General features: G+C 42.5%; 14 protein-coding genes. 4 read left to right on the top strand and 10 right to left on the bottom strand.

The genetic code is table 11. The features are described from left to right. The first annotated feature begins 135 nt into the window (after positions 1-135). The gene (gene hemN, locus NU887_RS17565; RefSeq protein WP_258424688.1) at positions 136-1,497 is read left to right on the top strand and encodes an oxygen-independent coproporphyrinogen III oxidase; all 1,362 of its coding nucleotides are present in this window, start codon (positions 136-138) and stop codon (positions 1,495-1,497) included. Positions 1,498-1,889: 392 nt separating this feature from the next. Here hemN and NU887_RS17560 read toward each other — a convergent pair whose 3' ends face one another. After that, the gene (locus NU887_RS17560) at positions 1,890-3,680 is read right to left on the bottom strand and encodes a glycoside hydrolase family 9 protein (protein ID WP_258424687.1); all 1,791 of its coding nucleotides are present in this window, start codon (positions 3,678-3,680) and stop codon (positions 1,890-1,892) included. Between the two features lie 242 nt (positions 3,681-3,922). Between NU887_RS17560 and NU887_RS17555 the strand changes: the two genes are divergently transcribed. Continuing rightward, complete coding sequence (locus tag NU887_RS17555; RefSeq protein WP_258424686.1) at positions 3,923-5,221, top strand: serine hydrolase domain-containing protein; 1,299 nt, start codon at positions 3,923-3,925, stop codon at positions 5,219-5,221. Positions 5,222-5,696: 475 nt separating this feature from the next. Then, the gene (locus tag NU887_RS17550; protein ID WP_258424685.1) at positions 5,697-6,206 is read left to right on the top strand and encodes a hypothetical protein; all 510 of its coding nucleotides are present in this window, start codon (positions 5,697-5,699) and stop codon (positions 6,204-6,206) included. A gap of 358 nt (positions 6,207-6,564) precedes the next feature. Here the strand turns inward: NU887_RS17550 and NU887_RS17545 are convergent, their stop codons facing one another. Genes NU887_RS17545 through NU887_RS17535 form a run of 3 tightly spaced genes read right to left on the bottom strand, consistent with a single transcriptional unit; the run spans position 6,565 to position 14,064 of the window. Then, positions 6,565-8,937, bottom strand: a complete 2,373-nt coding sequence (locus NU887_RS17545) for an OmpA family protein (RefSeq protein ID WP_258424684.1) — start codon at positions 8,935-8,937, stop codon at positions 6,565-6,567. A gap of 11 nt (positions 8,938-8,948) precedes the next feature. Next, positions 8,949-9,911, bottom strand: a complete 963-nt coding sequence (locus NU887_RS17540) for a PorP/SprF family type IX secretion system membrane protein (RefSeq protein ID WP_258424683.1) — start codon at positions 9,909-9,911, stop codon at positions 8,949-8,951. A gap of 4 nt (positions 9,912-9,915) precedes the next feature. Next, positions 9,916-14,064 (bottom strand): DUF7507 domain-containing protein, encoded by a 4,149-nt coding sequence (locus tag NU887_RS17535; RefSeq protein ID WP_258424682.1) that lies wholly within the window; start codon positions 14,062-14,064, stop codon positions 9,916-9,918. Between the two features lie 525 nt (positions 14,065-14,589). Between NU887_RS17535 and NU887_RS17530 the strand changes: the two genes are divergently transcribed. Next, positions 14,590-15,324 (top strand): hypothetical protein, encoded by a 735-nt coding sequence (locus NU887_RS17530; RefSeq protein ID WP_258424681.1) that lies wholly within the window; start codon positions 14,590-14,592, stop codon positions 15,322-15,324. A gap of 1 nt (position 15,325) precedes the next feature. Here the strand turns inward: NU887_RS17530 and NU887_RS17525 are convergent, their stop codons facing one another. From NU887_RS17525 to madL, 6 genes are all read right to left on the bottom strand, one after another. After that, positions 15,326-17,683 carry a TonB-dependent receptor gene (locus NU887_RS17525; RefSeq protein ID WP_420839788.1) on the bottom strand — a complete coding sequence of 786 codons (2,358 nt, stop codon included), beginning with the start codon at positions 17,681-17,683 and terminating at the stop codon, positions 15,326-15,328. 257 nt (positions 17,684-17,940) lie between these two features. Beyond that, positions 17,941-19,989, bottom strand: coding sequence for an amylosucrase (locus tag NU887_RS17520; RefSeq protein ID WP_258424679.1), 2,049 nt, complete (start codon positions 19,987-19,989; stop codon positions 17,941-17,943). Continuing rightward, positions 19,946-21,427 carry an MFS transporter gene (locus tag NU887_RS17515; RefSeq protein WP_258424678.1) on the bottom strand — a complete coding sequence of 494 codons (1,482 nt, stop codon included), beginning with the start codon at positions 21,425-21,427 and terminating at the stop codon, positions 19,946-19,948. Before NU887_RS17515 ends, NU887_RS17520 begins: the two co-directional genes overlap by 44 nt. A gap of 278 nt (positions 21,428-21,705) precedes the next feature. Then, positions 21,706-22,125: a GNAT family N-acetyltransferase gene (locus NU887_RS17510; RefSeq protein WP_258424677.1), complete on the bottom strand. Its 420-nt coding sequence runs from the start codon at positions 22,123-22,125 to the stop codon at positions 21,706-21,708. A gap of 15 nt (positions 22,126-22,140) precedes the next feature. After that, a complete protein-coding gene (madM, locus tag NU887_RS17505; protein ID WP_258424676.1) occupies positions 22,141-22,899 on the bottom strand; it encodes a malonate transporter subunit MadM in 759 nt (252 codons plus the stop codon). Between the two features lies 1 nt (position 22,900). Next, entirely contained in the window at positions 22,901-23,263 is a 363-nt protein-coding gene (madL, locus tag NU887_RS17500; RefSeq protein ID WP_258424675.1) for a malonate transporter subunit MadL, read from the bottom strand. Between the last annotated feature and the right edge of the window lies 1 nt (position 23,264).

Here is a 23,264-nt window from a genome sequence, read left to right as displayed (position 1 = left end):
GGTAGAATCAGATTTTTTTATGGAAGGAAATCATGCCTCCAAAACAAAACCATGACATTTATCATCTTCTCCAGCAGTATTGGTCATGAAAATCCGCAGTCTAAAAAGTGAAATTTGTGAGAAATATTTGTAGCAATGACAGCAATCGCACCACGACTTCTCCAAAAATATAACGTACCGGCACCACGCTATACCTCCTATCCGACCGTACCTCTTTGGGCCGACGACCTCAAAGAACGAGGTTGGATCAGTTTGGTCAAAAAGGCCTATGAGGACTTTGGGGAATCTGAAGGAATCACGCTCTATATCCATCTTCCTTACTGCGAAAGCCTTTGTACCTACTGCGGCTGCAACAAGCGGATCACCAAAAACCACGCTGTAGAAACGCCCTACATCACTTCGATCATGAATGAGTGGGACGCTTATTTGAAAATATTAGATACAAAACCCAAACTTGCCGGAATCCATCTTGGAGGGGGGACACCCACATTTTTTTCCCCCGAGTCATTGGAAGAAATGTTGGGAATAATCATCGGAAGTTCGGAAGTCATGCCGGATGCCGAATTCAGTTTTGAAGGACATCCCAACAATACCACCCGTGGACATTTGCAGACTTTGTTTGATTTGGGTTTCCGAAGGGTGAGTTACGGCATTCAGGATTTCAACGAGGAAGTCCAAAAAGCAATCCACCGCATTCAGCCCTTCGAGCGGGTCAAGGAAGCCACCGATGTAGCCCGGGAAATCGGTTATACTTCAGTGAATTTTGACCTGATCTATGGCTTGCCGCATCAGACAGCAAAGACGATCAGCGCTACTTTTGAGAAAGTCGCCGAACTCAAACCGGACCGCATTGCCTTCTACAGCTACGCGCACCTGCCATCGGCATTTCCTGCCCAAAAAAGTTTTGAGCAATTCCTCCCCAAGGAATCAGAAAAAAGGAATCTCTACGAAAAAGGAAAACAAATCCTCACAGAGATGGGATACTTGGAGGTTGGGATGGACCATTTTGCCTTGGAAAATGACCCACTTTATATCGCCAAGAAAAACAAAACCCTCCACCGTAATTTCATGGGTTATACTACATCTCCTTCCAAAATTTTGCTTGGCTTGGGCAACAGTTCCATTTCCGATGTGTATTATGCCTACGCCCAAAACACCAAGGAAATAGACCTTTACAAAGAACAAATCAGCTTGGGACATTTTGCGATCAGCAAAGGACACATGATGTCAAAGGAAGATATCGAAACCAGAAACTTGATTTTGAAACTGATCTGCAACCATGAAGCGGATTGGAACTTCTGCTACTATTCTGTATTGGGAAAGAGGAATTGGGACAAACTGAAAACTTTTGCCGAAGAGGGAATCATCGAATTTGACGCCAAGGGAATCAAAATCCTGTCCACAGGACTTCCATTTGTCCGCAACGTATGCATGGTTTTTGACCTCAGGATGCAGGAAAAAGAGGAGAGGAAATTTGGATTCAGTAAGTCGATTTGAAAATGGTTATTTGGTTATTTGGTTAATGGTTAATTGAAGTGATATCAAATCATATCCCAATATCTAATAATATCATTTAAATGCTTTAGTCGTTTTGTAAACCCGTTTAACTATAGAAAAAGCCCCGATATGGGGCTTCTTTTATTTTACCTCGTCATCCTGAATATGAGGTACGAGGATGAAGGATCTCAGAATAAAAGGGATACTTAAGTTCACTACCATTAACGCAAATTTCGGCGTCGTCACCCTGAGTGAAGCGAAGGGTCCCACCTAGTATAATGTGATCCTTCAGTTGTTCCTCCTTCAGGATGACGGGACACCAATCGTCATTATCCTTTTTGTATAAGCCGATTTTATTTACACAGGTGGACCATGGACTTTTTGGCCATTTTTCACCTACTAAAATACGTCATCATCAAGATCGAGCCAGCGGTGCCGTCCATGGTGGGTTCGTTGGTGCTGTAATCGCCCACATCGTCATGGTAGACCACATGTTCATTTTGGAATTGGGCAAAAACATCCGGTTTCAAAAGCCTCAAACCAAGTAGGTTGTTGTAAATCGAAGTATAGACCGGTCCATCTACCAATCCTCCCGGAACCTGCATATCCAACAAGACATAAGGCGCTGTATGCACCTCAACCGGATACTCCCCTCCTTCAGGCATCCGGGTAAACATGGATGTTCCCCAAGGATTTCTACCAAAAAGCCAATCCCGCTGGGCCTTCAAAAAGGGTTCAAACTGCTTGTCCCCACTCATTTTCTCATACAAAATCACCTGAGTCGCCAAGCTTGTCAAGAGATTGTTGCTGCACCAAATGAAAGGAACTCCCACATGAAAAGGGTTTTGCTGCGCCCGCTTCAGGGTATACTTGATTCCGTCAAGGTAATATCCCTCCAAGGTTTTTTGGAAATCCGCATCCACCACGCCATGAAGTGCAAAATGTCCCATGTTGATAAAGGGATACAACTGGTAATGGGAAGCAGAATCTTTGACCGTCCAACTGTCAGCCGTATTGCTCAGCACAGCATATTTTTTAGCTTCTTCCAGGTAGTTCTTGTCCTTGGTGGTTTTATATAATTCGGCAGCCGCCCACTCCATGTCATCCGCCCATGTCTCTTCATTGTAGCGGTAAGGCGCACCGTAGGAATTCCCCTGTTGGTAGCCTTCCTTTTCTCTTCCCATTTGGTACAAGGATATAGCCGCTTTCCTGCATGTCCCGGCAAACTCCGGATCTTTTAAATCTTTTTCCCAGATCCTTGCCGCCAAAGCCAAAGCCGCAGCACTTCTTCCGGCAAGGTTGGCCACTCCCGTTGCTTCACTTTGGTACTTCATCAGTCCCTGTGGTTTTCCCGTGGCAAAGTATGCTGCCCGGTAGCAATTGGCACCCCAACCATAATCCGCGTTGTCTTGGTTTGGAATCTTGAATCCCCTGTGGTCCCGGTCGTCAGCTACCTGATGGAAAAGTTGGTCCGGCGCAGGATGCATTTTGAGAATCCAATCGAGGCCCCACTTGGCTTCGTCCAATACATCCGCGATTCCGTTTGGACCGGATTGACCCAAAGCATTAACCTTGTCCTCAAACCTGTCGGGATACATTTCATACGCCATCAGCATGTGCGCAGTCGCATAGCTTGAAGTTATGAGGTATTTGAGTTGGTCGCCGGCATCGTGCCAACCGCCACTCAGGTCCACATAGGTGCTATCTGCCATCGGGCCAAAAAATGTCCGTCCGTCTTTTGCATGGCAGACCATGTCCAAAGTGGGATTGTAACCACAGCGCTGCTGCCTCATAAATTCCAAAAGAGATTCCTGTTGTCCGGTGTAGGTCCCCTCTCCGATCGGAAAAACCGAAGATTGGGATTTGCTTTTTTTCCCTTGGAGAAAATAATCACCGGGTTCGGTGACTTTGGAAAAATCTGTTTCCCAATAAAGAAAACCTCCCCATTCATTGGTTTGGAGTCGCTCTGGCTTGATTTCCAAAGCTACTTTTCCGGTAGCTTTGTTGATGAGTTGGAAGTTTTCTTTGACTGGAAACTTACTAAAAACAACCGCAACTTTGGTATCGGAAGGCAGGTAACCGAGTTGGTTGATGCGGATGTGGATTTCGTTTTGGGAATATTCGGCGGTCTCGACTCCGCCAAAAATGAAGGTTAATAAGAAAATAAATTGGATCAAATACATAGGTCTACTTTGGATTTCTTGAATTTAAAAATAAGAAAACGCATCCTATAGAATTTACCGATTGTATAAATGAAAGATTTTCTAAAAATCATTTTTTCATAATTTTTATGATTTCCACTGTGTCTTCAATTTCAAACAGCCATAATGGATGAAAATCCAAAATAATCTACCCTACAAATATTATTGACAGCATAAAATAGACTTTTTGATTATCTTAAAAATCCATTTTCAAAATCATTCCTATGAACATCAACCCAAGATCAATCTTCCAATTCTTGCTCTGTTTTTTGGTCAGTTCAAGCTTATTGGCCCAAACCACTTCAATCAAAAAATCCCCGCCCCTTTCTGAAGCACCTCCCCAAAGTGTGGGAATTTCTCCTGAACGGTTAAAGAAATTGGATGCCATGTTGGAGGAGTCCATCAAAAATGAAGAATTGCCGGGCTTGGTAGCGCTCATCGTCCGCAACGGTAAAATCGTTTACCACTCTGCAAAAGGTTTTGCAGATGTGGAATCCAGCAAAGCCATGCAAAAAGATGCGATTTTCAGGATCGCCTCGCAGACAAAAGCCATCACTTCCACCGCGGTCATGATGCTTTGGGAAGAAGGGAAATTCAGGTTGGACGATCCGATTTCGAAGTTTATCCCTGAATTCAAAAATCCGCAGGTTTTGCAGAATTTCCGCTATGGCGATACCTCTTACACTACTGTTGCCGCCAATAAGGAAATCACCATCCGCCACCTGCTGACCCATACTTCAGGTTTGGGCTATGGCGTGATTGATGGGGACGAGCGGATGCGGATGATATACAACAAAGCCGGCATCATCGACCTCTACACTACCGAAAATATCAGCATCGGGGATAATGTGAAGAAGTTGGCCAAACTGCCACTCCACCATCATCCCGGTGAGAAATATACCTATTCCGAAGGATTGGATGTATTGGGATATTTGGTAGAAATCGTGTCGGGCAAGCCATTTGATCAGTTTTTGAGAGAGCGTTTGTTTGAGCCATTGGGCATGCAGGATACCTGGTTTTACCTTCCTGAAACAAAAGCTTTAAGATTGGTAACCATCCACCGCAAAACCGATGGTAAATGGGAAGGATTTCCGACTACCTTCTATGATCCTAATTACCCAATCACAGGTGCAAAGAGATTCTTCTCGGGAGGGGCCGGACTTTCGAGTACTGCAAAAGATTACGCCACTTTCCTTCAGATGTACCTCAATGGTGGAGAACTCAACGGTATCAGAATCCTCAGCCGAACCACCATCGAAACCATGATGCAAAATCAGACCGGGAATCTTTGGGGCGGAGGAAAGCATTATGGGTTGGCATTTGGTGTGGTCAATGAAAAAGGAATCGCCGAAGGAGGTGCAGGAAGTGTGGGAACATTCGATTGGGGAGGCTATTTCAACACGCAGTATTTTGCCGATCCGGAGGAAAAAATCATCGGCATCCTCATGAAACAAACCCAACAAATCAGCGAAGAAACAGGCTGGAAATTCCGTCAGATGGTATTCACCTTGGTGGATGATTGAGGGATAGTTTGACAGTCCACAGACCAAAGTCGACTGTGGATTCTCTTGAACTTCAGGGTTTGTTTGGTGGGGTTTAAATTGAAATTGCTAAAAAGAAGAATTGAAAGTCAGGTGAGAACCTGGCTTTTTTTGTTTTGTCAAAATCTGAGATTAACCTTTAAAACAAATTGGAGCCTCAAACCTGACTTTTGTGATTCTTTAAAAGGTGAAAGATTGTAGCCAAATAAAAATGCTACCGTATGGATTGGGTAAATCAGATATTAGTTATATATTTAGATAATAGGGAATTAGATGTAACAATGGTGTGTTTCACTCCAAATAAGAATGTTTCGCACTTTTTTGCATGAAGTGATTCGTTATTCTTAATTGCCCTTACTTCTAAAAGTTAACTTCATATTCTATCTCTTTTTAATTGAATTAAAAGATGAAATTTTCAATACTAAAACATATGTTAATAAGTGAAGATTAAAACAAAATGCCACAGCCTATATTTTATTTCAGCAAAATATCAAGTTGGGACAAAGTTACCATAGGTTTGTATATAATCCTTTCGATTTTTCTATGGCATTATTTTGGAAATGCAGCAAATAATAAAATACAACGAGACATTCTTTTTGGTTATTCAATCGGGACACAATTTTTCCTTTACTTTTTCAACTACAAATCTCTACGTAATCTGTCTGTTTATTTTTTCTGGGTTGGGATTGGAATTTTACATTTATTCATTTATTTAGAATTAAAAGATGTTGAAATGTTGCAAAATGTTCGTGGACACTCAGCAACAGGACTAAGAAATACAATTATTTTGCTTTTCCTTTTTCAAGTTTTACGTTTTGTTAGTGCAAAGACCCAGGGACAAGAGTTAGTTTGTCCCTCAAAAGGCAGCAGGACAGACTTTTTTGACGAAAGACGAGTTACGATTTTAGACTTTATATTATTTGTAGTTTACATTGCTACAACTTTTTTGCTGCTATTTAAGGACTAGCCTTAAATAATACACCCAATTAAGTATAACCGCGAGGTAACATGTCATGGTCTTTATGCACCACGGTACTTAATTCGCGAACTACTGCCAATATTTATCAACATAATGATCTTTCTGCAATTGTGGATGCGGTTAAGTAATTTATAAGTTTCGTTTTGAGGTATTAAAAAAGCATCGTTCTTCACCTTTTATTCTATGGCTTAACTGCTTAAAGGAACGGATATTGATCATCATTCTCCGCATTAACTTACATTCCTACCCAATAAAAATTCCCGCAATTCCCAAATCTAATTTTTAGATCCGGGAACTGCGGGAATTTGTGTTTTTAGATGGTGCTTAAGATGGAATTATTTCCAAATCAATAAGCCAAAATCCAGATGGTTTCGTCATTGAATTCTCTTCTGAACCTGTTAATATTTTTTGCAGCTTCTTCCATGCTTGGATACACTGCTACTGAAAGCCTGAAATTGGAGGTTCCGTCTGTAGGAGGTATCACGTTGACTTTGTAGGTACCGGAAAGTTCCTTAGCCCTCAAGCTTGCCATGTATTCGGTCTGCCAGCTTTCGATGATGATGTAGTGGTTGTAATTGTTTGATGGAGCAACTGTATAAGCGCCTTCTATGGCAGGGTCTACTTCTATCTCTTCTTCGGAAACTACTATTTCAACATTGACCGGTACAGCCTGCAATTCCGGCACGGCAAGGGTCTCGATTCTTTCTTTCTGATCAGGATCTTCAAATTTGAAAGATTCATAAGGAAGATTTTTTTCAAATGAAGCAAGGTTCATGATGACAAATTCCGTCCTTCTGTTCCTTTGATGCTCTTCTTCAGAACATTCCACTACATCCACACAGTCATTGACAAGTTTGGATTCTCCCATTCCAACGGATCTTACCCTTCGGGATGCAATTCCTTCCGAACTTAAGAAGTTGACAACTGAAAGACCTCTCGATTCAGAAAGCTTTTCGTTGTATTCTGCCTTACCCCTTGAATCAGTATGAGAATACATCTGAAGTCTGAATTGCGGGTTGTCACGCATCACCTCAATAATTTTCCTCAGCTCAACAGAAGCATCAGACCTGATATCGGCGCTGTTGTAATCGTAATAGATATCAAAAATCCTAATCCCTTTGTCAAAGGAAACTTTCTCAGAGTATACATTCAGATCAAGCTTGTTGTTTTGGTTAGGCTTGGTTGAGAAGCCTTCCTTAATCTGATTGAAATATCCTGAGGTAATTGTCTCGATAGTGTAGGTATTGTTCAATGGCAGGATGAAGGCGAATCCTCCCTTTTCATCACTTACCACTGAGGTATTGACTCCTGTAGCGGTGTCCGTCAGTGTCACTACGGTATTTTCTATAGGTTCGCCGGTTTCTTTATCCTTCACGACTCCTGTCACTGTGAAAAATTCTTCTTTCAATTCCTCTATGAAATAAATATCATCAAGTCCCTTGCTTCCATTTCTGTCTGAGGTAAGGAAAACCTGCCCGTTTCTGGATCTATCTTTGAAAAAGAAGAAATCATCTTTGTTGGAATTGAATGGTACACCAAGGTTTTCGGGAGTAGAAAATGAAGTCCCTACCATACTTGACTTATAAATATCCAATCCTCCTAATCCTCCCAAGCCTTCAGATGAAAAGTAAAAGATATCATCATAGATAAATGGAGACCTGTCATTTCCAAAGGTGTTGATGTCTTTTCCAAGACTTACCGGTGAGGACCATTTGTCACTTCCCAAATAATCCACGTAATAAATATCACTTCCTCCAAAACCTCCAGGCATGTCAGAAGAAAAATAAAGTCGTTTTTTGCTTTCATCCCAAAAAGGATCTGCGACGGCATATTTCAGTGAGGAATTGACATTGAGCGGTTTGGCTTCGCCAAATGTCCCGTCAGCCTTCTTTTCTTTATAAAGGATTTCAGGATAAAGTGTTGTTCCAAATCGCCTTCCCTCTCTTTTGTTTGTTTCATTCCCTGCTTCAGTCACAGTATAAAACATCATGCTTCCAGACTTGTGGACCGGTCCGATATGGTTTTCATTTTGGAAAACTTTTGAAAGGGCGATGTTTTCCAAGTCATCATTGGTTTTATTCAAATTGGCTTCATAAACTGTAAGGAAGCCATTGCCGGTCCAGCCATACCTTTGGTTTTTGAGGTTATCAGTCATGACTACTCCTGCTTTTTTATCAGATATCCTGTCTGAACTGAAGAAAATCACGCCTTCGTCAATGGTTAGACCAAATTCCGAAAAAGAAGTATTCAAAGACTTCAATGGTTTGACTTGGAATTTTGTAGGCGTATTCAAGATGGCTTTGGCTTCTCCTGCAGATTTTCTGAGCATCATCCACTTTTCATCTTTGCTTATTTCACCGTTTTTCAAAATCATATTGTCCAATACCTTGGCAGATTCATCAAACTTGGAATTGGCAATCAGTGATTCTGAATAGCGATAAGAATCCTCGGCAGTAAGCTCATCCTTGTCAGCCAAGTAACTGTACCAGGCAGCAGCTTTTCCAAAATCTCTCATTTTATAGTTGGAATAGGCAAGCCCACGGGCAGTTTCATTGTCTTCTTTTTTCTCCCATGCTTGGCTAAACTCGTAGGCCGCATCTTTGAAATTATACAATTCGAGCTGTTGGTTTGCTCTTTTGATACTGCTGTTGTACGAAGAGCACGATGTCCCAATTATGATTGGGGCTAAAAATAGGAGGTGTAGGTATCTTTTGTTCATGGTATTGTTATTTAAAAATGTCTTGGAGAAACCACCCTTACGAGGTTAGGGGCAAACATATACCCGATGGAAATATCGTGGGTGGAAAAATTCCTGACATCAAAGCCTGTAATATTATGATCATATGCGTAACCGATTCTGAGTCCGTTTTTGACAAAAAACTCAAAAAGGAATACTAGGGCTGTTCCTTTTTTCAAATTATCAGACGTTGCTCTGTTGGCATAATCAAGCGCAGTTCTGTAAGTAGTACCAAACCAGAATTTCTCTTTGTAAACCATGGAGGCGGTCAAGTCAAGTCTAGAAGGAGCGTTAAAATCTTCAATCATCATGAATGTTGGGCGCAATGCAATATCAGGAGATAATTCTACTAAACCACCACCTGAGAGGTATAAATGCGTCCTTGGTTCTACAAAAATATCAGTAGTGCCGGATTCATTCATCGGTGTAATCATATTGTCAATCGCTACCCCAAAAAACTTACTGTCATCGTAGTAAAACATTCCCAACTTCAAATCAGGGTAAGAGATTTGGTTTTTTACAGCAGGAATGCTCGGGTCATTGGGATTACCTGTAGAAAGCATGCTCCCATCTATCATAGAACCTATATAACCGACCCCGATTCCAAAACTCAGGTAGCTCGACTGTGCAATGTGAAGGTGATAGGCAATATTGCCATAGACAGCATTGGTACGCTGCGCACCGATCTTATCGCTAATGCCAACTAGACCTACTCCGATTCTCGATTCCGGCAAGTATCCATCCGCTCCGATCGCAAATGTCTCAGGACTTCCGTCCACTCCAGACCACTGCTTGCGGTAGTAGGTCTGAACATAAAGCTGTTCTTTATAACCTGTATAGGCAGGATTGATAAATAGTGGATTAAACATGTATTGGCTAAACTGCGGCACCTGCTGACCCACCAAGTATTGGGAAAACAACAGCATAAAGAAAAATACAAAGGATAATTTTTTCATAACGCTACTTAATTACGGTCAGATAACCGGTGAAAACTTCTTCCTTGCCATCCTGTCCTGAAAGGGTCAACTGATAGAAATAGGTACCTTCGCCTACGCCTTGACCACTCCAATCATTCTTATAATTGTCGGTTCTGAATACTTCTACCCCTAACCTGTTTACAATTACCAATTTATTGTTTGGATATATATCCAAAAGTCCCTTGACTACCCATTCTTCATTGATGCCGTCCCCATTAGGTGAAAATGCGTTTGGTATCAAGAACTCTAATTGACGGTGAGAAACTGAGGCCTGATTATCCAAGTCATTTGAATCCTTTTCATTCGAAATCACATCAGCGATATTGGTGACATCTGCAACTACCTCAGCGGTTACTTCTATTTCAAGGGTGACTATTTCGCCCGGAAGGATTTCTTCTATTTCCAGAATGACCGCATTCTCCGCGATGTCATAATTTGGAGTTCCTTTTGAGGCTGTTGCATTTTTGTACTTAACTCCCTCAGGTAAAGTGTCAGTCAGTACTACAAGGGTAGCTTTGGTATCGCTGATATTCTCCACTGTCAGTTTGTAAAGAAAAGTACTTCCCTTGGCTACGACATTGGCGGATACTTCTTTGGAAAGTTGAAGGTCTACCTGATTCAATGTCAAAGCAGGAGAGGCGGCTTCTACATCCTCAAAATTAGAGCCTGTGACCTGCACCTCATTGATGATGGAACCCTCTTCCAAAGTTACCATTACAGAAACTGTCAAAGTGAGGGTTTCTCCAGTTGGGATCGTTGGAATATTCCAAGTGACGGTATTGTCTTCAATAATTCCTTGATTTGAAGCAGACAATGGCATCAATCCGTCCGGAATCGTATCAGTGATTACCAAATCTTTGGCATCAAAATCACCAATATTGGTCACCTCAATGGTATATTCCACCATATCGCCCGGGGAAGCTGAGGCAACTGAAACCTCCTTTGAAACAGTGACTTCAGTATCTTCAAGCGAATTGTTTATCGTGACTATACTTGGTTCTGAGATATGGGGACTATCGGGGTCAGTTGGGGAAGTCGCAGAGGCAATATTTGAAATCACAACTCCTGTAGCAAGCCCGTCCAATGCATTTACAGTAAGAATAATGTCTAGCTTTTCACCTGCATTGAGGGTTGGGATTGTCCATGTCACTATTCCGTTTGCATGTACGCCTCCATTGTCGGCACTGACAAAAGCAGTCGAAGCAGGAAGGGCATCAGAAACAGTGATGTTTCTAGCTGTACTTGGACCATTGTTTTGAATGGAAATGGTGTATACAATTTCTGCTCCAGCCAAAACTTCCGGAAGAGGAGTAGTTTTGGTGATCGTCAATTCGGCAGAAGTAATGATTTCGACTTCCAAAGCAGGATCTGAGCTACTTTCAACCGGATCATTCAGGTCATCAGGACTATCTGCTTCCGCTATATTCTGGATTTTGGTACCTGCTAAGACATCTTCCCCAACTTTCACAGCCAAAACCAAAACGATAGATTCTCCTGGCTCGATGGTTCCCAAAAGCCATGTGACTATACCGGCATCATGGGTTCCTCCATTCCCTGTGGCAATGAAAGTAGTCCCTGCAGGAAGTACGTCTGTAACCGCAACATTGGTAGCAGGTGCATTTCCCGTATTGCTGACTGTAATGGTGTAAATTATTTCATCTCCTGCAAGGGTGGTATTGGCATCCGGAGTTTTGGTAATTTCGAGAATTGGCGAGCTGTTGTCAATGGTGACAATACTTGGTTCGGAGGATTTAGGGCTTGTTAAATCTGAAGGACTGCTGACTTCAGCGGTATTACTGATTACTGTGGCATCTGGAAGGGCAGCCAATGAAGTCACTGTTACCTGAAGGTTGATTTGGTCTCCAGCCTCAATTGTACCCAAAGACCATTGGACTATCCCGTTTGCAAAGACACCTCCATTCGTGGCACTTACAAAAACTGTTCCCGCAGGAAGCACATCATCCACTATGACTCCAAGGGCATCGCTAGGCCCATTATTGATGACCGAAATTGTATAGACAATATTTTGCCCTGAACGGATGGTCGGTCTGTCGGCCGCTTTGGATATTTCCAAAGTTGCCAAATTTTCAACCGTAACTTCCAGACTTGGATCTGCACTGCTTTCAATAGGACCCTCAAGGTTGTCCGGACTGTCCGCAGTTGCAATGTTCTTTATTTTGGTTCCGGCAGCTGTACTTGGATCAACTTTTACCACTAAAATCAAATCAATGGTGTTTCCTGCTTCCAAAGTTCCCAAAGTCCATGTTACCACTCCTGCGGTGACAGTGCCTCCATTATCCGCCGAAACAAAAGTGGTATTTGTAGGCAAAGGATCAGTCACTGTCAGATTGGTGGCAGGGGCATTTCCTGTATTCCTTACTGAGATGGTATAGGTAATATCCTCTCCGGCATTGACAGTTAAGCTTCCGGGTATTTTGTTGATATCCAAAACCGGCGCAATAACCTCCACTGTAACTACACTTGGGTCGGAGGTGCTGGTATTGGCCGGATCGGCGGGGCTGACAGCAGAGGCGACATTACTTATTTGAGTCCCGTCAGTAAGATTTTGATCAGCAGTGACAGTAAGTATAAGTTCTACCTGCTCTCCTATCGGCAAGTCTGCGATGGTCCAGGTTACGGTTCCATTATTGTGAACACCGCCATTATCCGCATTCAAAAAAGTAGTTCCCGTAGGCAAAACATCCGTAATGAGGACATCTTGGGCGTCTGCGGTACCAAGATTAAAAACCGTTATGGTATAGGAAATGGTATTACCGGGATTGACTTTTGGAGATGCAGCTGATTTGGTGACAACAAGTTCGGGCAAGGAAACCACAGTAACCTCGTTGTCAGGATCAGGTTGGTTTAGTACGGGAATTGCAAGGTCCGGGCTTTGCACCCTGATTCCATTGATGATAATTGTACCGTTTGGCACTGTAAGTCCGACCTGGACGACAAGATTCACCTGTACAGTAACTCCGGGATTGATTGTCCCCACAGTCCAGGTAACAGTACCTGCATTGTGGGTTACGGAATTGTCAGCAGAGATAAAAAATGTACCTGCCGGCAATTGATCTGTGATAGTGACATTGGTGGCAGGTGCCGTACCAAAATTGGTTACTTCAATGGTGTAGGAAATAAATTCGCCTGCAAAAACGGTAGGAGCATTTGCTTTTTTTGTAACCTCGATTTCAGGTTTGACTTCTTCTACAGTAACCTGACTTGGGGCAGAGTTCTTTGGGGTATCAGGATCTGAAGGGCTTACTGCTGTTGCTATATTGCTGAGGACTTCACCTCCCACAAAGTTTCCATTTACCAAAACTACTAATGTAATATCAATGGTCTGACCGGGGGAAAGCAGGCCTATGTTCCAATTCACTGTTCCATTTGAATGGACTCCTCCCCTATTGGTAGATACAAAAGTAGTTCCTGTCGGCAGCACATCCGAAATAGCCACTCCAGTGGCAAAGGCATTTCCGGAATTCGATACCCTAATGGTATAAGTAATGGTTTCTCCAAGCCTTACGGTACTTCCACTTGAGGTTTTGGTGATATCAATAATTGGCTTGATACCTTTGAGTACTGTCACTTGGGCATTATTGGAAACCTTCGGAGAAGCAGGATCGTCGGGACTTGAAGCCTGTGCCTTATTGATTAGGACAGTACCTTCTGTTACACCTAGATTGACCAATACCCTGACGGTCAAAACTTGGGTTTCACCTGCGGCTATGCTGGGAAATTCCCAGGTTACAGTCCCGGCTTGAAATGTACCTCCATTGGTAGCTGTAACAAAGGATGTCCCCACAGGAAGCACATCAGTAACAGTGACATTGGTGGCGGCATCAGGTCCATTATTCACCACATTGATCGTATAAAGAATCTCTCCACCCGCCTGCACTATAATCACATTGGAAACTTTAAAAACTTCCAATCCTGCTGCAGCCTCACCTGTAGCATCAACACCATAAGTATTGGAATTGGCTCCTGAAAGCACATCAGCTCCAGCTTCCATTTTTTCTTCAGAAAAGGAAGGGATTAAATGAGAATGAAAAAAATCTGAGTAGGCATGGACCTGAAACCAGGAGATAATCAGGACTACAAGCAAAACAGATTGTTTGCAAAATTGCTTCATGAACAATCTTATTTAGGGTAGAAATTTATTAACTAAAATAGGCAACTCTAACAGCGATTTTCATAAATCCAGGTCGAGTTTTTACTAGGGGCTTTTAGGCTAATTTCCCACTATTGGCACTTCGGGTGACTTGCCAAACAATGACAGATAGATCATTTATTGGGCTAAAGTACATAGATAGTTTGGAAAAAATAATATTTTAACAAGAATCTTATCCATGGAAATATTATCAAAAAAGCACTACGGAAAAAGGAAATCATTCAAATTAATTTTTGGTAAAATGGCGATTTTAAGCCGTAGGGGCATAAAGTGCAAAGGAGTAGTGATGAATTCCAAAAAAGTGACAAAACAAAAATTCCAGCTTTTTTACAAATTCTCGGATTTGTTGAAAATCCACTCAAATTTTTTTTTGAAAAAAAATATATTTTTTTCCCCTCGACCCTCGTTGAGAGGAATTTTATCAAAAATTTTCTCCAATTTCCATTCTGACTCATTTCAAAATAGTCAATATTAAGAAAAAAAAGTATGGGTGAATTAAGCAAAACTGAGTCTCCAAAAAATCCGGATTCGATCCAAAAATTATTGGAAGAAATAACCGGACTCGAGGCCAATATTTCCGTCATTAAAACACAAATCCAGACCTTTGAAAACACCATCCGTGCAAAGCTTAATCTTCTCATTTCCCGGCTGATTGTTCTCAACCATAAAATGAAAGAAAGACAACAATTGAAAAAAGAAAAAAGACTCGAACAAAAGAGGCGTGGGAAAAACTATAAAGAACCGATCCAATCTATCACAACAAAAAAAATAAACAAAACAGAAAAACCTACCAACCAAGAAGAAGCACTGGAACTCAAACGATTGTACAAAGAAGCAGTGGTTCATGTTCATCCTGACAAAATCGGGACAAATCAGGAAGAGGATGCCATCAAAAACGCCACTGACCTCACTGCCCAACTGAATGGCATCTACAAAAACAGTGACTTGGAGGCCTTGTTGGATTTTTACCAAACTATCATCCTTGCCAATCCCTCCTCAGAAAACAGGCCATTTGAAATGCCAAATGTGAATCCAAAAATCAGGTTGGAGTCACTGATTTCAAAAAAAGGAACTTTGACAAAAAAACTTCAAGAACTGGAGGCCAATTACCTCTACCATGTATTAAAAAATTATGAAGATCCGCTGACCTTCATCGATGAGTTGGAGTTACAGTTTCAGGAAAAAATTGCAAAACTTGAGAAAAGGACCCGGAAATTATGACCTATTTGATCCTGTAATTTAAGGTCAGATTGATCTGTCTGACCACATTCTGGAAATCACCCACTGTCACAAAACCCTCCCCTTCGGTGATAAACCTGTCTCTGCGGGAATTAAAAATATCAGCGATTGTCAAAATCAACTTTCCCCTTCCTTTCAGGACATCCTTGCTTCCTGACAAATCCATAAAGAAGATGGATTTTCGCTCTCCCTGCGCCGTTTTTTGATTTGCTTGGTAATTGGCCCTCAATTGGATATCGTACCCCTTTCCAAAAATAAACCGGGAATTCTGTCTCGCATACCAAGAAACAGTAGTAGCCACAAAGTCGTCCTGAATATTACTCCCGTCTATTTTGGCATAGAAAAAGTTGAAATTGATATCTGCCTTCCACCAAGGGAAAATGGCATAATCGGTCGTGAATTCAATTCCATAAGCCTTTTCAGAATTGAGGTTTTCTGTGATTGTAATGGCATTTCCTTGGTTATCGACTGTCCTGATCCTGTCGATTTTGTCTTTGGTATCCCTGTAATACACGGTCGAAAAAAGTGACCCTTTCTCAAAATATTTGATATGGCCCAATTCAAAAGCATCGGTAAATTCGGGTTCAAGGTCTGGATTTCCACTGAAGAAATTTCTTGCATCTGAAAAAGTCACAAATGGACTCAGGTCATTGTACACAGGCCTTCTCACTCTTCTGCTGTAGCTTAGCTGAAAGGCGTTTTCTTTGCTGACATTGTAGGTTAAATGGGCACTTGGAAAGAGATTGACATAATTCCTCGGGTTGACTTCGTTGGTTTTGACCAAAGTGGTCGTTACATCTGTCAATTCCGTACGCAATCCGCCCTGATAGCTAAATTTGTTGGATTTGTTACCCAAAATGCCATAGATGGCATGGATATTTTCTTCATAGAGAAAGATATTGTCAAGCCCGGGAATTGGAAAAAAATCACCGTTCTCATTCTTTTCCTCCACAGTAAAATCATTTTCCATATTCCTAAAACTGCTCCTCAATCCTGTTTCAAATTTTCCGCCGCCGGTACCAATCGGTTTGGTGTAATCGATCTGAATGAGGTATTGCTTTTCAAACTCATCATTGACCGAAGTCTGTACCAAGGATTGTCCTGGTTCTATCACCCCCTCAGGAGAAAAAGTATCCTCGGTAAACAACTGATCGGAATTTTCCCAATAATCCAGGTAGGTAAATGCGGCAGTAAAATCGTGCCCTTTCTGTTCAAATGAGCGTTTGTAGCTCACGATGATTTCCGAATTGGGTTCCATTTCGGTCTCGTCCTGCCTTCTTTTGCTGTAGCTCTGGAGATTGTCTTTGGAAAAAATGTAATCGTCATACCTGATATCGGTGATCCTGTGCGCATCACTTCTCCTCCACAGATACGAACCTGTCAGGATGCTTTTTTCATTGAAATAATAATCCAATCCCGCCCGGATATTGTTGTTGAGGCTATTGACTACACCCGTGGTGGATTGGTCAGAAATGAAAAGAGTATTTCCTCCAAAAGCTTCCTGAAACAAGGTCCCGTTTCGTGGCTGTCGTCTTTTGGCCAAGCCATAATTGACAAACCAATTGATTTTCTTGTGCCTGTAATTCAGGTTGGCAGCCAATCCAAGATTGAGAGGATCGCCTACTGTAGCTTCAAAAGAACCGTTGAAGCCTTGGTTGTTGTCTTTTTTCAGAATGATATTGATCACGCCCGCCATCCCTTCTGCTTCATATTTTGCGGAGGGATTGGTGATGACCTCGACACTTTCGACCATACTCGCCGGTAGTTGTTGCAGTCCACGGCTGCCTTTGAAACTGACCAAACCTGAAGGCTTCCCATCGATCAGTATCCGCACATTTCCGGATCCTCTCAGGCTGACATTTCCTTCCGTATCTACCGACACCGAAGGCAGGTTCATCAGAATATCGGCAGTCGTCCGACCGGCATTGGCCAAATCCTCACCGACGTTGAATACCCTTTTGTCCAAAGCAAGTTCCATAAAAGCCTTTTCACCTTCCACGACCACCTCCGATAGGTTGCTCATGGTCGGACTGAGCTTCAGAGATTCAAAACGGTATACCGGCTGCTCTTTGGTAACTTGGAATTCGGGACTTTTGAAAGGCTCAAAACCCATAAATTCTATCAAAGCATAGTATGTTCCAAAAGGAATATCGATGGTGAATTCGCCTTTGTCATCCGTGATATTCCCCTCCACAAGCTGCTCGGGACTTTTATAGATGGCTACTGTAGCAAACGAAAGGGGATTTCCTGAATTGGCATCTGTGATTTTTCCTGTCACTTTCCCCTTGCCTCCCTGCTGCGCATGAAGGGGAGCAAATAACAATAGCAAAATTGAGGTAATGACTAAAACCAAAACCTTGGATCGGGATTTTGATGGATTCAGGTGCGGGTTCAAAGTAAGGTCTGAAATTAGGTTTATCAAATAGGCTTGAGGTGATTAGAAATTATCCTCTCCAATCAACAGAAAGCAATATATTCTTTTATCGACCCTGAAAATATTGATTTTTGATCAGTGGAATTTTTCAGACTCCCTTATACTGATTCCTTACTTTTAAACAAATACAACTGCCAAAAAACCTAAATCACAAAATCCTACCTCTACTGTCTTGGCTCCAACAAACAAAACTGATAAGGCTCAAGCCAAAGGTATTCATGGTCAGGACCTACCTGAATTTCTTTTTGCGACCAATGATCGAACAGTGATTCAGGAGACTCTCCTTTTTCCCTGAATGCATACCAAGTCAGGTTTTGGTATTTGTCGCTGAAATTGAAAACCCCATAAAATGACTTTCCTTCAAAAGATCTTAAAAAAGCCGCGATGTGGGTGTTGTGCGGCGATATCCAAGTGAGGTTTTTGTAATCTCCGATCACAGGCAGGTTCTTTCGGATTTTGATCAATGCCTGCATTTGGGAGAAAATCCTGTTTTCGACCGTTCCTTCTTCATTTCTTCTGTTTGCTTTTTCCCAATCAATCAAAGGCCTGTGCAGCCATCTGTTGTCGTAGCTTTTTCCCGGATCATCACTGAAGCTGTAATCATTGGTATACCCTATTTCATCTCCGTAGTACAGCATCGGCATTCCGCCAAGAAATAGGGAATGCGCCTGCATCAGGATGATTTTTTGGATGGAAATGTCTTTTCCTTGGGAATCATTTTCATACAGTGATTTTTCAAGCCCACACAAAGAAGCCAATGTGCCACTGATTCTGGCATCACCGGTTTTGGGATTGAAAGAAAATAGTGCTCCTCTAGCCGGGGTGCCGGGAAGATTTCCGGAATAATAATCCATCAAATACCTGCGGTGCCTGAATGGTGTTTTACCGGTCATTTCAATCATATAATCTTCATAACCCATCCCGATATCGTCGTGGCATCGGGTATAAGAAATCCAGGAGGTTCCAAAGGGTTTTTCCAAAATCGCATGTTGGGCGGCAAGCATCACGTCGGTTTCGCCGGTGGCAAGCATGTCCCATTGCAACGCCATATGGGTGGCGTTGTAGGCAAAATCACATTCCTTTGCAGTGTAATCCCCTGTCCCAAAGTATTTGATGATTTCCTTTGGTGCGACAATGGCTTCTCCCAATATCGCCATTCCCGGAGCAGCCACGAGGACGCATTCCTTGATCAACTGTAGCAGTGTATGTACCTGAGGGAGATTTTGAGAAGTGGTTCCTGTTTCTTTCCAGATAAATGCCGGAGCATCCACCCGCAGCACATCCACGCCGAGATTGGCATAAAACAGGACGTTGTCCAACATTTCCCTAAAGACCAGAGGATTCATGTAATTGAGATCCCACTGGTAATTATGGAAAACCGTCATGACCCATTTTTGACATTCCTCCACATAGGTAAAATTGCCTGCTGCAGCTTCGGGGAAAATCTCAGGCATCTTCTCCTCATATTGATTAGGAATCCACCTGTTGTCAAACATGTAAAAGAAATCCTGAAAATAAGGATCTCCGGATTTGGCTTTTTCGGCCCATTCATGCCTGTGGGAAGTATGGTTGAGGACAATGTCCAGCATCATGTACATCCCTTTTTGCTGCATTTCTTTTCTCAACCCAATCAAATCCTCCAATATGCCAAACTTCTTATCCACCTTTCGGAAATCCGATACAGCATATCCGCCATCACTTTCACCTTCAGGGCTTTCAAAAATCGGCATCAGGTGCAGGAAGTTAACTCCGAGTTCCTCTAGGTAGGGAAGTTTGGTTTTTAGTTGCGGCAGATTCCCCGCAAAACGGTCCACATAGAGACTCATACCGACAAGTTCATTGCTCAAAAACCAATGTCCTTTTTTGGCTTTTTCTTCATCCCTTTTGCAAAGGTCCTTTTCCCGGGATTGGTAGGCACGGACTAGAGTCGCTATCAATTGTTCAAAGAGTTCATCCTTTTGGGGATGGGTACTGTAAATCTGATAGTATAAGTGGGTGATGGAAGCCATTCCGGCATTCAGCCGCGCAATAAAAGCTTTGTCTTTGATAGATAATTTAAGCTCGTTGGCGGAAAGAATATTACGGATGAAGTCTGTCAATGAATGGTCTGTGGCCATGGAAAAGGGTATTAATTTCTTTTGATTTAGTAATTGAACAACAATATCTGTATCAATGTCCGCCTGCCATCGGGGCTGATGCGGTATCGATGTCATGGGTTTCTTTGATTCTCAAAGTGGCCAATGCTGCCAAAAGCAATAATGCCCCGGCAAAAGTGATGGCAAACCCGGGATTGTTGCTGAGGATATATTTGGATATAAATCCAAAACTCAAGGTCTGAAGGATCATCGGGATTACAATCATCATGTTGATAATGCCCATGTAAACACCATATCGTTCTTTGGGGATTTCATTGACCACAAGCAGGTAAGGAATCCCCATCATGCTCGCCCAAGCGATCCCAAATCCGGTCATGGGAACGAGCAGGGCATATTTGTTTTCGATATGGGGAAATGCCAGCAAGCCAACTCCTGCAAGGATGAGGCAAATAAAATGGACTTTGCGAGGGCCGAATTTTTTGGCTACACCTACCAATGCAAAAGCTGACAAAAAGGTGACAATATTGTACCAGCCATTTACCAGACCTGTCCATCCCACTGCTTCTTCAAATAACTTCATATCGGCAGCGGGAGAAGTTTTCCAAACCGATTGGGCGATGCTTTTGGCGGCATTCTGCCAATAGACAAAAAGTGCATACCATTGGAAAAGATAAACCAATGCAAGTTTCCACATCACTGAAGGCATGTCCACAACAGCATGGATGATTTCCAGGTTTTCGCCAAACAGGATCCGTGAATACTTGTTTTTCTCCATGGCAACAATCATCCTCGGGATCAAAGTCCTGTCAAAAACCGAAGGAATCAACAACAGTGCAAAAAGGATATACACCACCAATGAGGTAAACACCGAAAGGAAAAACTGAATAACGGGATTTGGTAGACCCTTATTTTTCTCATTTAATACTGACAATTCCTCTTCACTCGGAGGAATTTCGGGCGTCTTATAGATGCTCCATCCCACCGAAGTAATCGAACAAACAGATCCTAGGAAAAAGGAAGCATACACCCAAACAGGCAGCGACCCCGCCGTACCGGGGATGTACATCTGAAAGATAAAGAGTGAAATATTGGCGAGCGTTATCCCCAATCCGGTAAAGAAACTTTGGGACAAAAACCCTGTGGCATACTGTTCTTCAGGAAGTTTGTCAGCAATCAATGCACGGTAAGGTTCCATCGCGGTATTATTGGCTGCATCCAAGACCCAAAGCAAGCCTGCTGCCATCCAAAGTGAACTGCTGAACGGATAAAGAAAAAGACAGATGCTGCAAAAAACTGCCCCAATGAAGAAAAAAGGCTTCCTTCTGCCAAATCTTGGGCTCCATGTCCGGTCGCTCAAAGCTCCGATGATCGGCTGTATGAGCAATCCTGTCATCGGTCCGGCAAGGTTCAGGATGGGGATTTCATGCGGTTGAGCCCCAAGCATGTCATAGATCGGGTTGACTGCACTCTGCTGCAATCCAAAGCTGTATTGAATGCCAAAAAAGCCGACATTCATATTGATGATCTGTGCGAAGGAAAGCCGTGGTTTACTCATACAAGGGAGGTTAATTGGGTCAGGTAACTTTGAGTTGTTATCCAAAAATGAGGAAACCCAATTTTGGAAATTCTAAAATAGAAAAATAATCTTCTAAAAATTCATCCTATGGAAAACGATGAAATGGCTAAACAGCACTTAGACAGCGTTTTTTGAGGAAGTACCAAACCCAAATCCCGCTTTTTAACCGATCTATAACGGTTGCGGAAAAAGATCGAACAATTGCCTCTTTTTAGTAAAAAAATTTAAAAAAACAGGAGAAATTTATCCTTTGTAAATCAAAAGTCGGAACTTTCATAAACTCTTTCCATCACCACATAATCTATCCCTGCTTTTTCAAAGGTAATTTCCGTTTCTTTCATCCTGAATTTTTGATAAAAACCTGCTTTTGAAATCCTTGCATTGCACCAGATTCGGCTGATGTTTTTTTCTTCCAAAAAATCAAAAATGTACTGAAGGAGTTTTGATCCATATCCTTTTCCCTGAAACTGTTCCAAGGTGGCAAACTTCCTGAATTGGGCTTCCTGCCCGCGGATAAAAACGGAAACCACCGAAATCAGATTCTCCTCCACAAACAACCCAAAGTGGATTCCATGTTCATCTTCAGGAACCCGGACAAAATCAATGGGCTTATCAGGCCACATGACCTGTTGACGGATGGGAAGGATTTGGTCTATAGAAACTTCTTTGATTGTCATCTTTTAATTCTCCTATCAAAAAATCATTTCCAACAAAATAAAAAACAGCGAAGGACAGATCAGGCAACCCAATCCCGTATAGAAAGTCGCAGTCACCGCGCCGTAGGGCACCAATTTGGGATCTGTTGCCGCTAATCCGGCAGCCACTCCACTTGATGTTCCCATCAATCCTCCAAATGCCATAGCTGATTCCGGGCTGTTCAGTCCTATTTTTTGAGCCGCAATTGGCGTAATGATGGTTACCGCGATCGTCTTGACCACGCCTGCAGCAATGCTCAGCGCAATCACCTCCGAACTCGCACCTACAGCAGCACCGGTCACCGGACCTACAATGTAGGTACAAGCTCCCGCACCAATCGTACAGAGACTTGCTGCATCCCGATATCCCCAAGCATAAGCGAGCAGAACACCCATGAAGAAGAAAAGCCCAATACCAAAAAACAAAAAAATCATGCCCAACAAACCCGCCTTCCGTACCAAATAAAAACTAGCTCCGATAGCAGTGGCGACGATCGCAAAATCCCGGAACATCGCTCCACCCAAAATCCCGACTCCCTTGAAAATGGCAATGTCTGACAATCCTTTTTCTCCCCCTGTAAATACTCCACTCACATACCCGAGAACCAAGCCCAAGAAAATGGCAATTGCCGATCCCGGAATTTTGGAGTTCAAAACTTTTTTGGAAAAAAGCTCAGAAAAAGCCACAATTACCCCGATTACCAAAAATCCAACGATCAGGCCGTTTTTCTCTACCAATTTTAGGAATATCTCCATGTCAGATTTTATGGAATTTTTTGAGGATCAAAGGGAAAACAAAAAATGCCGCAAGCACAGGAATTGCCCCGGCCACAACAGCCAAAGTTCCTGTCGAAACTGCGGATTTGACATTGAGGCTTGCCGCCATCGCAATGACCACGGGGATATACATTTTGTTCCAAAAGTCTATGCCGAAATCTATATCAGGACTCATCCAACTGTTTTTAATAAACCATTCCTTCAAGACCATCAAGATGATCATCGCAAACCCTACTCCCCCGACATTGGCATTGATGCCGAGCAGGTTTCCAAAAAACTCACCCAACCACTGCCCGATCAGGTAGGAAAGTGCCAAAAGTGCGACTCCGTAAATTATTTTCATG

The organism is Aquiflexum gelatinilyticum, from assembly GCF_024741135.1.
GTDB classification, from domain to species: domain Bacteria; phylum Bacteroidota; class Bacteroidia; order Cytophagales; family Cyclobacteriaceae; genus Cognataquiflexum; species Cognataquiflexum gelatinilyticum.
This window is presented reverse-complemented; position numbering and strand designations above follow the sequence as displayed.

Bases quoted from the DNA above. Each gene is read 5' to 3' on its own strand.
- NU887_RS17560 (WP_258424687.1), bottom strand. From the start codon at position 3,680: ATGTATTTGATCCAATTTATTTTCTTATTAACCTTCATTTTTGGCGGA.
- NU887_RS17555 (WP_258424686.1), top strand. From the start codon at position 3,923: ATGAACATCAACCCAAGATCAATCTTCCAATTCTTGCTCTGTTTTTTG.
- NU887_RS17520 (WP_258424679.1), bottom strand. From the start codon at position 19,989: ATGACATCGATACCGCATCAGCCCCGATGGCAGGCGGACATTGATACA.
- NU887_RS17545 (WP_258424684.1), bottom strand. From the start codon at position 8,937: ATGAACAAAAGATACCTACACCTCCTATTTTTAGCCCCAATCATAATT.
- madM (WP_258424676.1), bottom strand. From the start codon at position 22,899: ATGGAGATATTCCTAAAATTGGTAGAGAAAAACGGCCTGATCGTTGGA.
- NU887_RS17515 (WP_258424678.1), bottom strand. From the start codon at position 21,427: ATGAGTAAACCACGGCTTTCCTTCGCACAGATCATCAATATGAATGTC.
- NU887_RS17540 (WP_258424683.1), bottom strand. From the start codon at position 9,911: ATGAAAAAATTATCCTTTGTATTTTTCTTTATGCTGTTGTTTTCCCAA.
- madL (WP_258424675.1), bottom strand. From the start codon at position 23,263: ATGAAAATAATTTACGGAGTCGCACTTTTGGCACTTTCCTACCTGATC.
- NU887_RS17530 (WP_258424681.1), top strand. From the start codon at position 14,590: ATGGGTGAATTAAGCAAAACTGAGTCTCCAAAAAATCCGGATTCGATC.
- NU887_RS17550 (WP_258424685.1), top strand. From the start codon at position 5,697: ATGCCACAGCCTATATTTTATTTCAGCAAAATATCAAGTTGGGACAAA.
- NU887_RS17510 (WP_258424677.1), bottom strand. From the start codon at position 22,125: ATGACAATCAAAGAAGTTTCTATAGACCAAATCCTTCCCATCCGTCAA.
- hemN (WP_258424688.1), top strand. From the start codon at position 136: ATGACAGCAATCGCACCACGACTTCTCCAAAAATATAACGTACCGGCA.
- NU887_RS17535 (WP_258424682.1), bottom strand. From the start codon at position 14,064: ATGAAGCAATTTTGCAAACAATCTGTTTTGCTTGTAGTCCTGATTATC.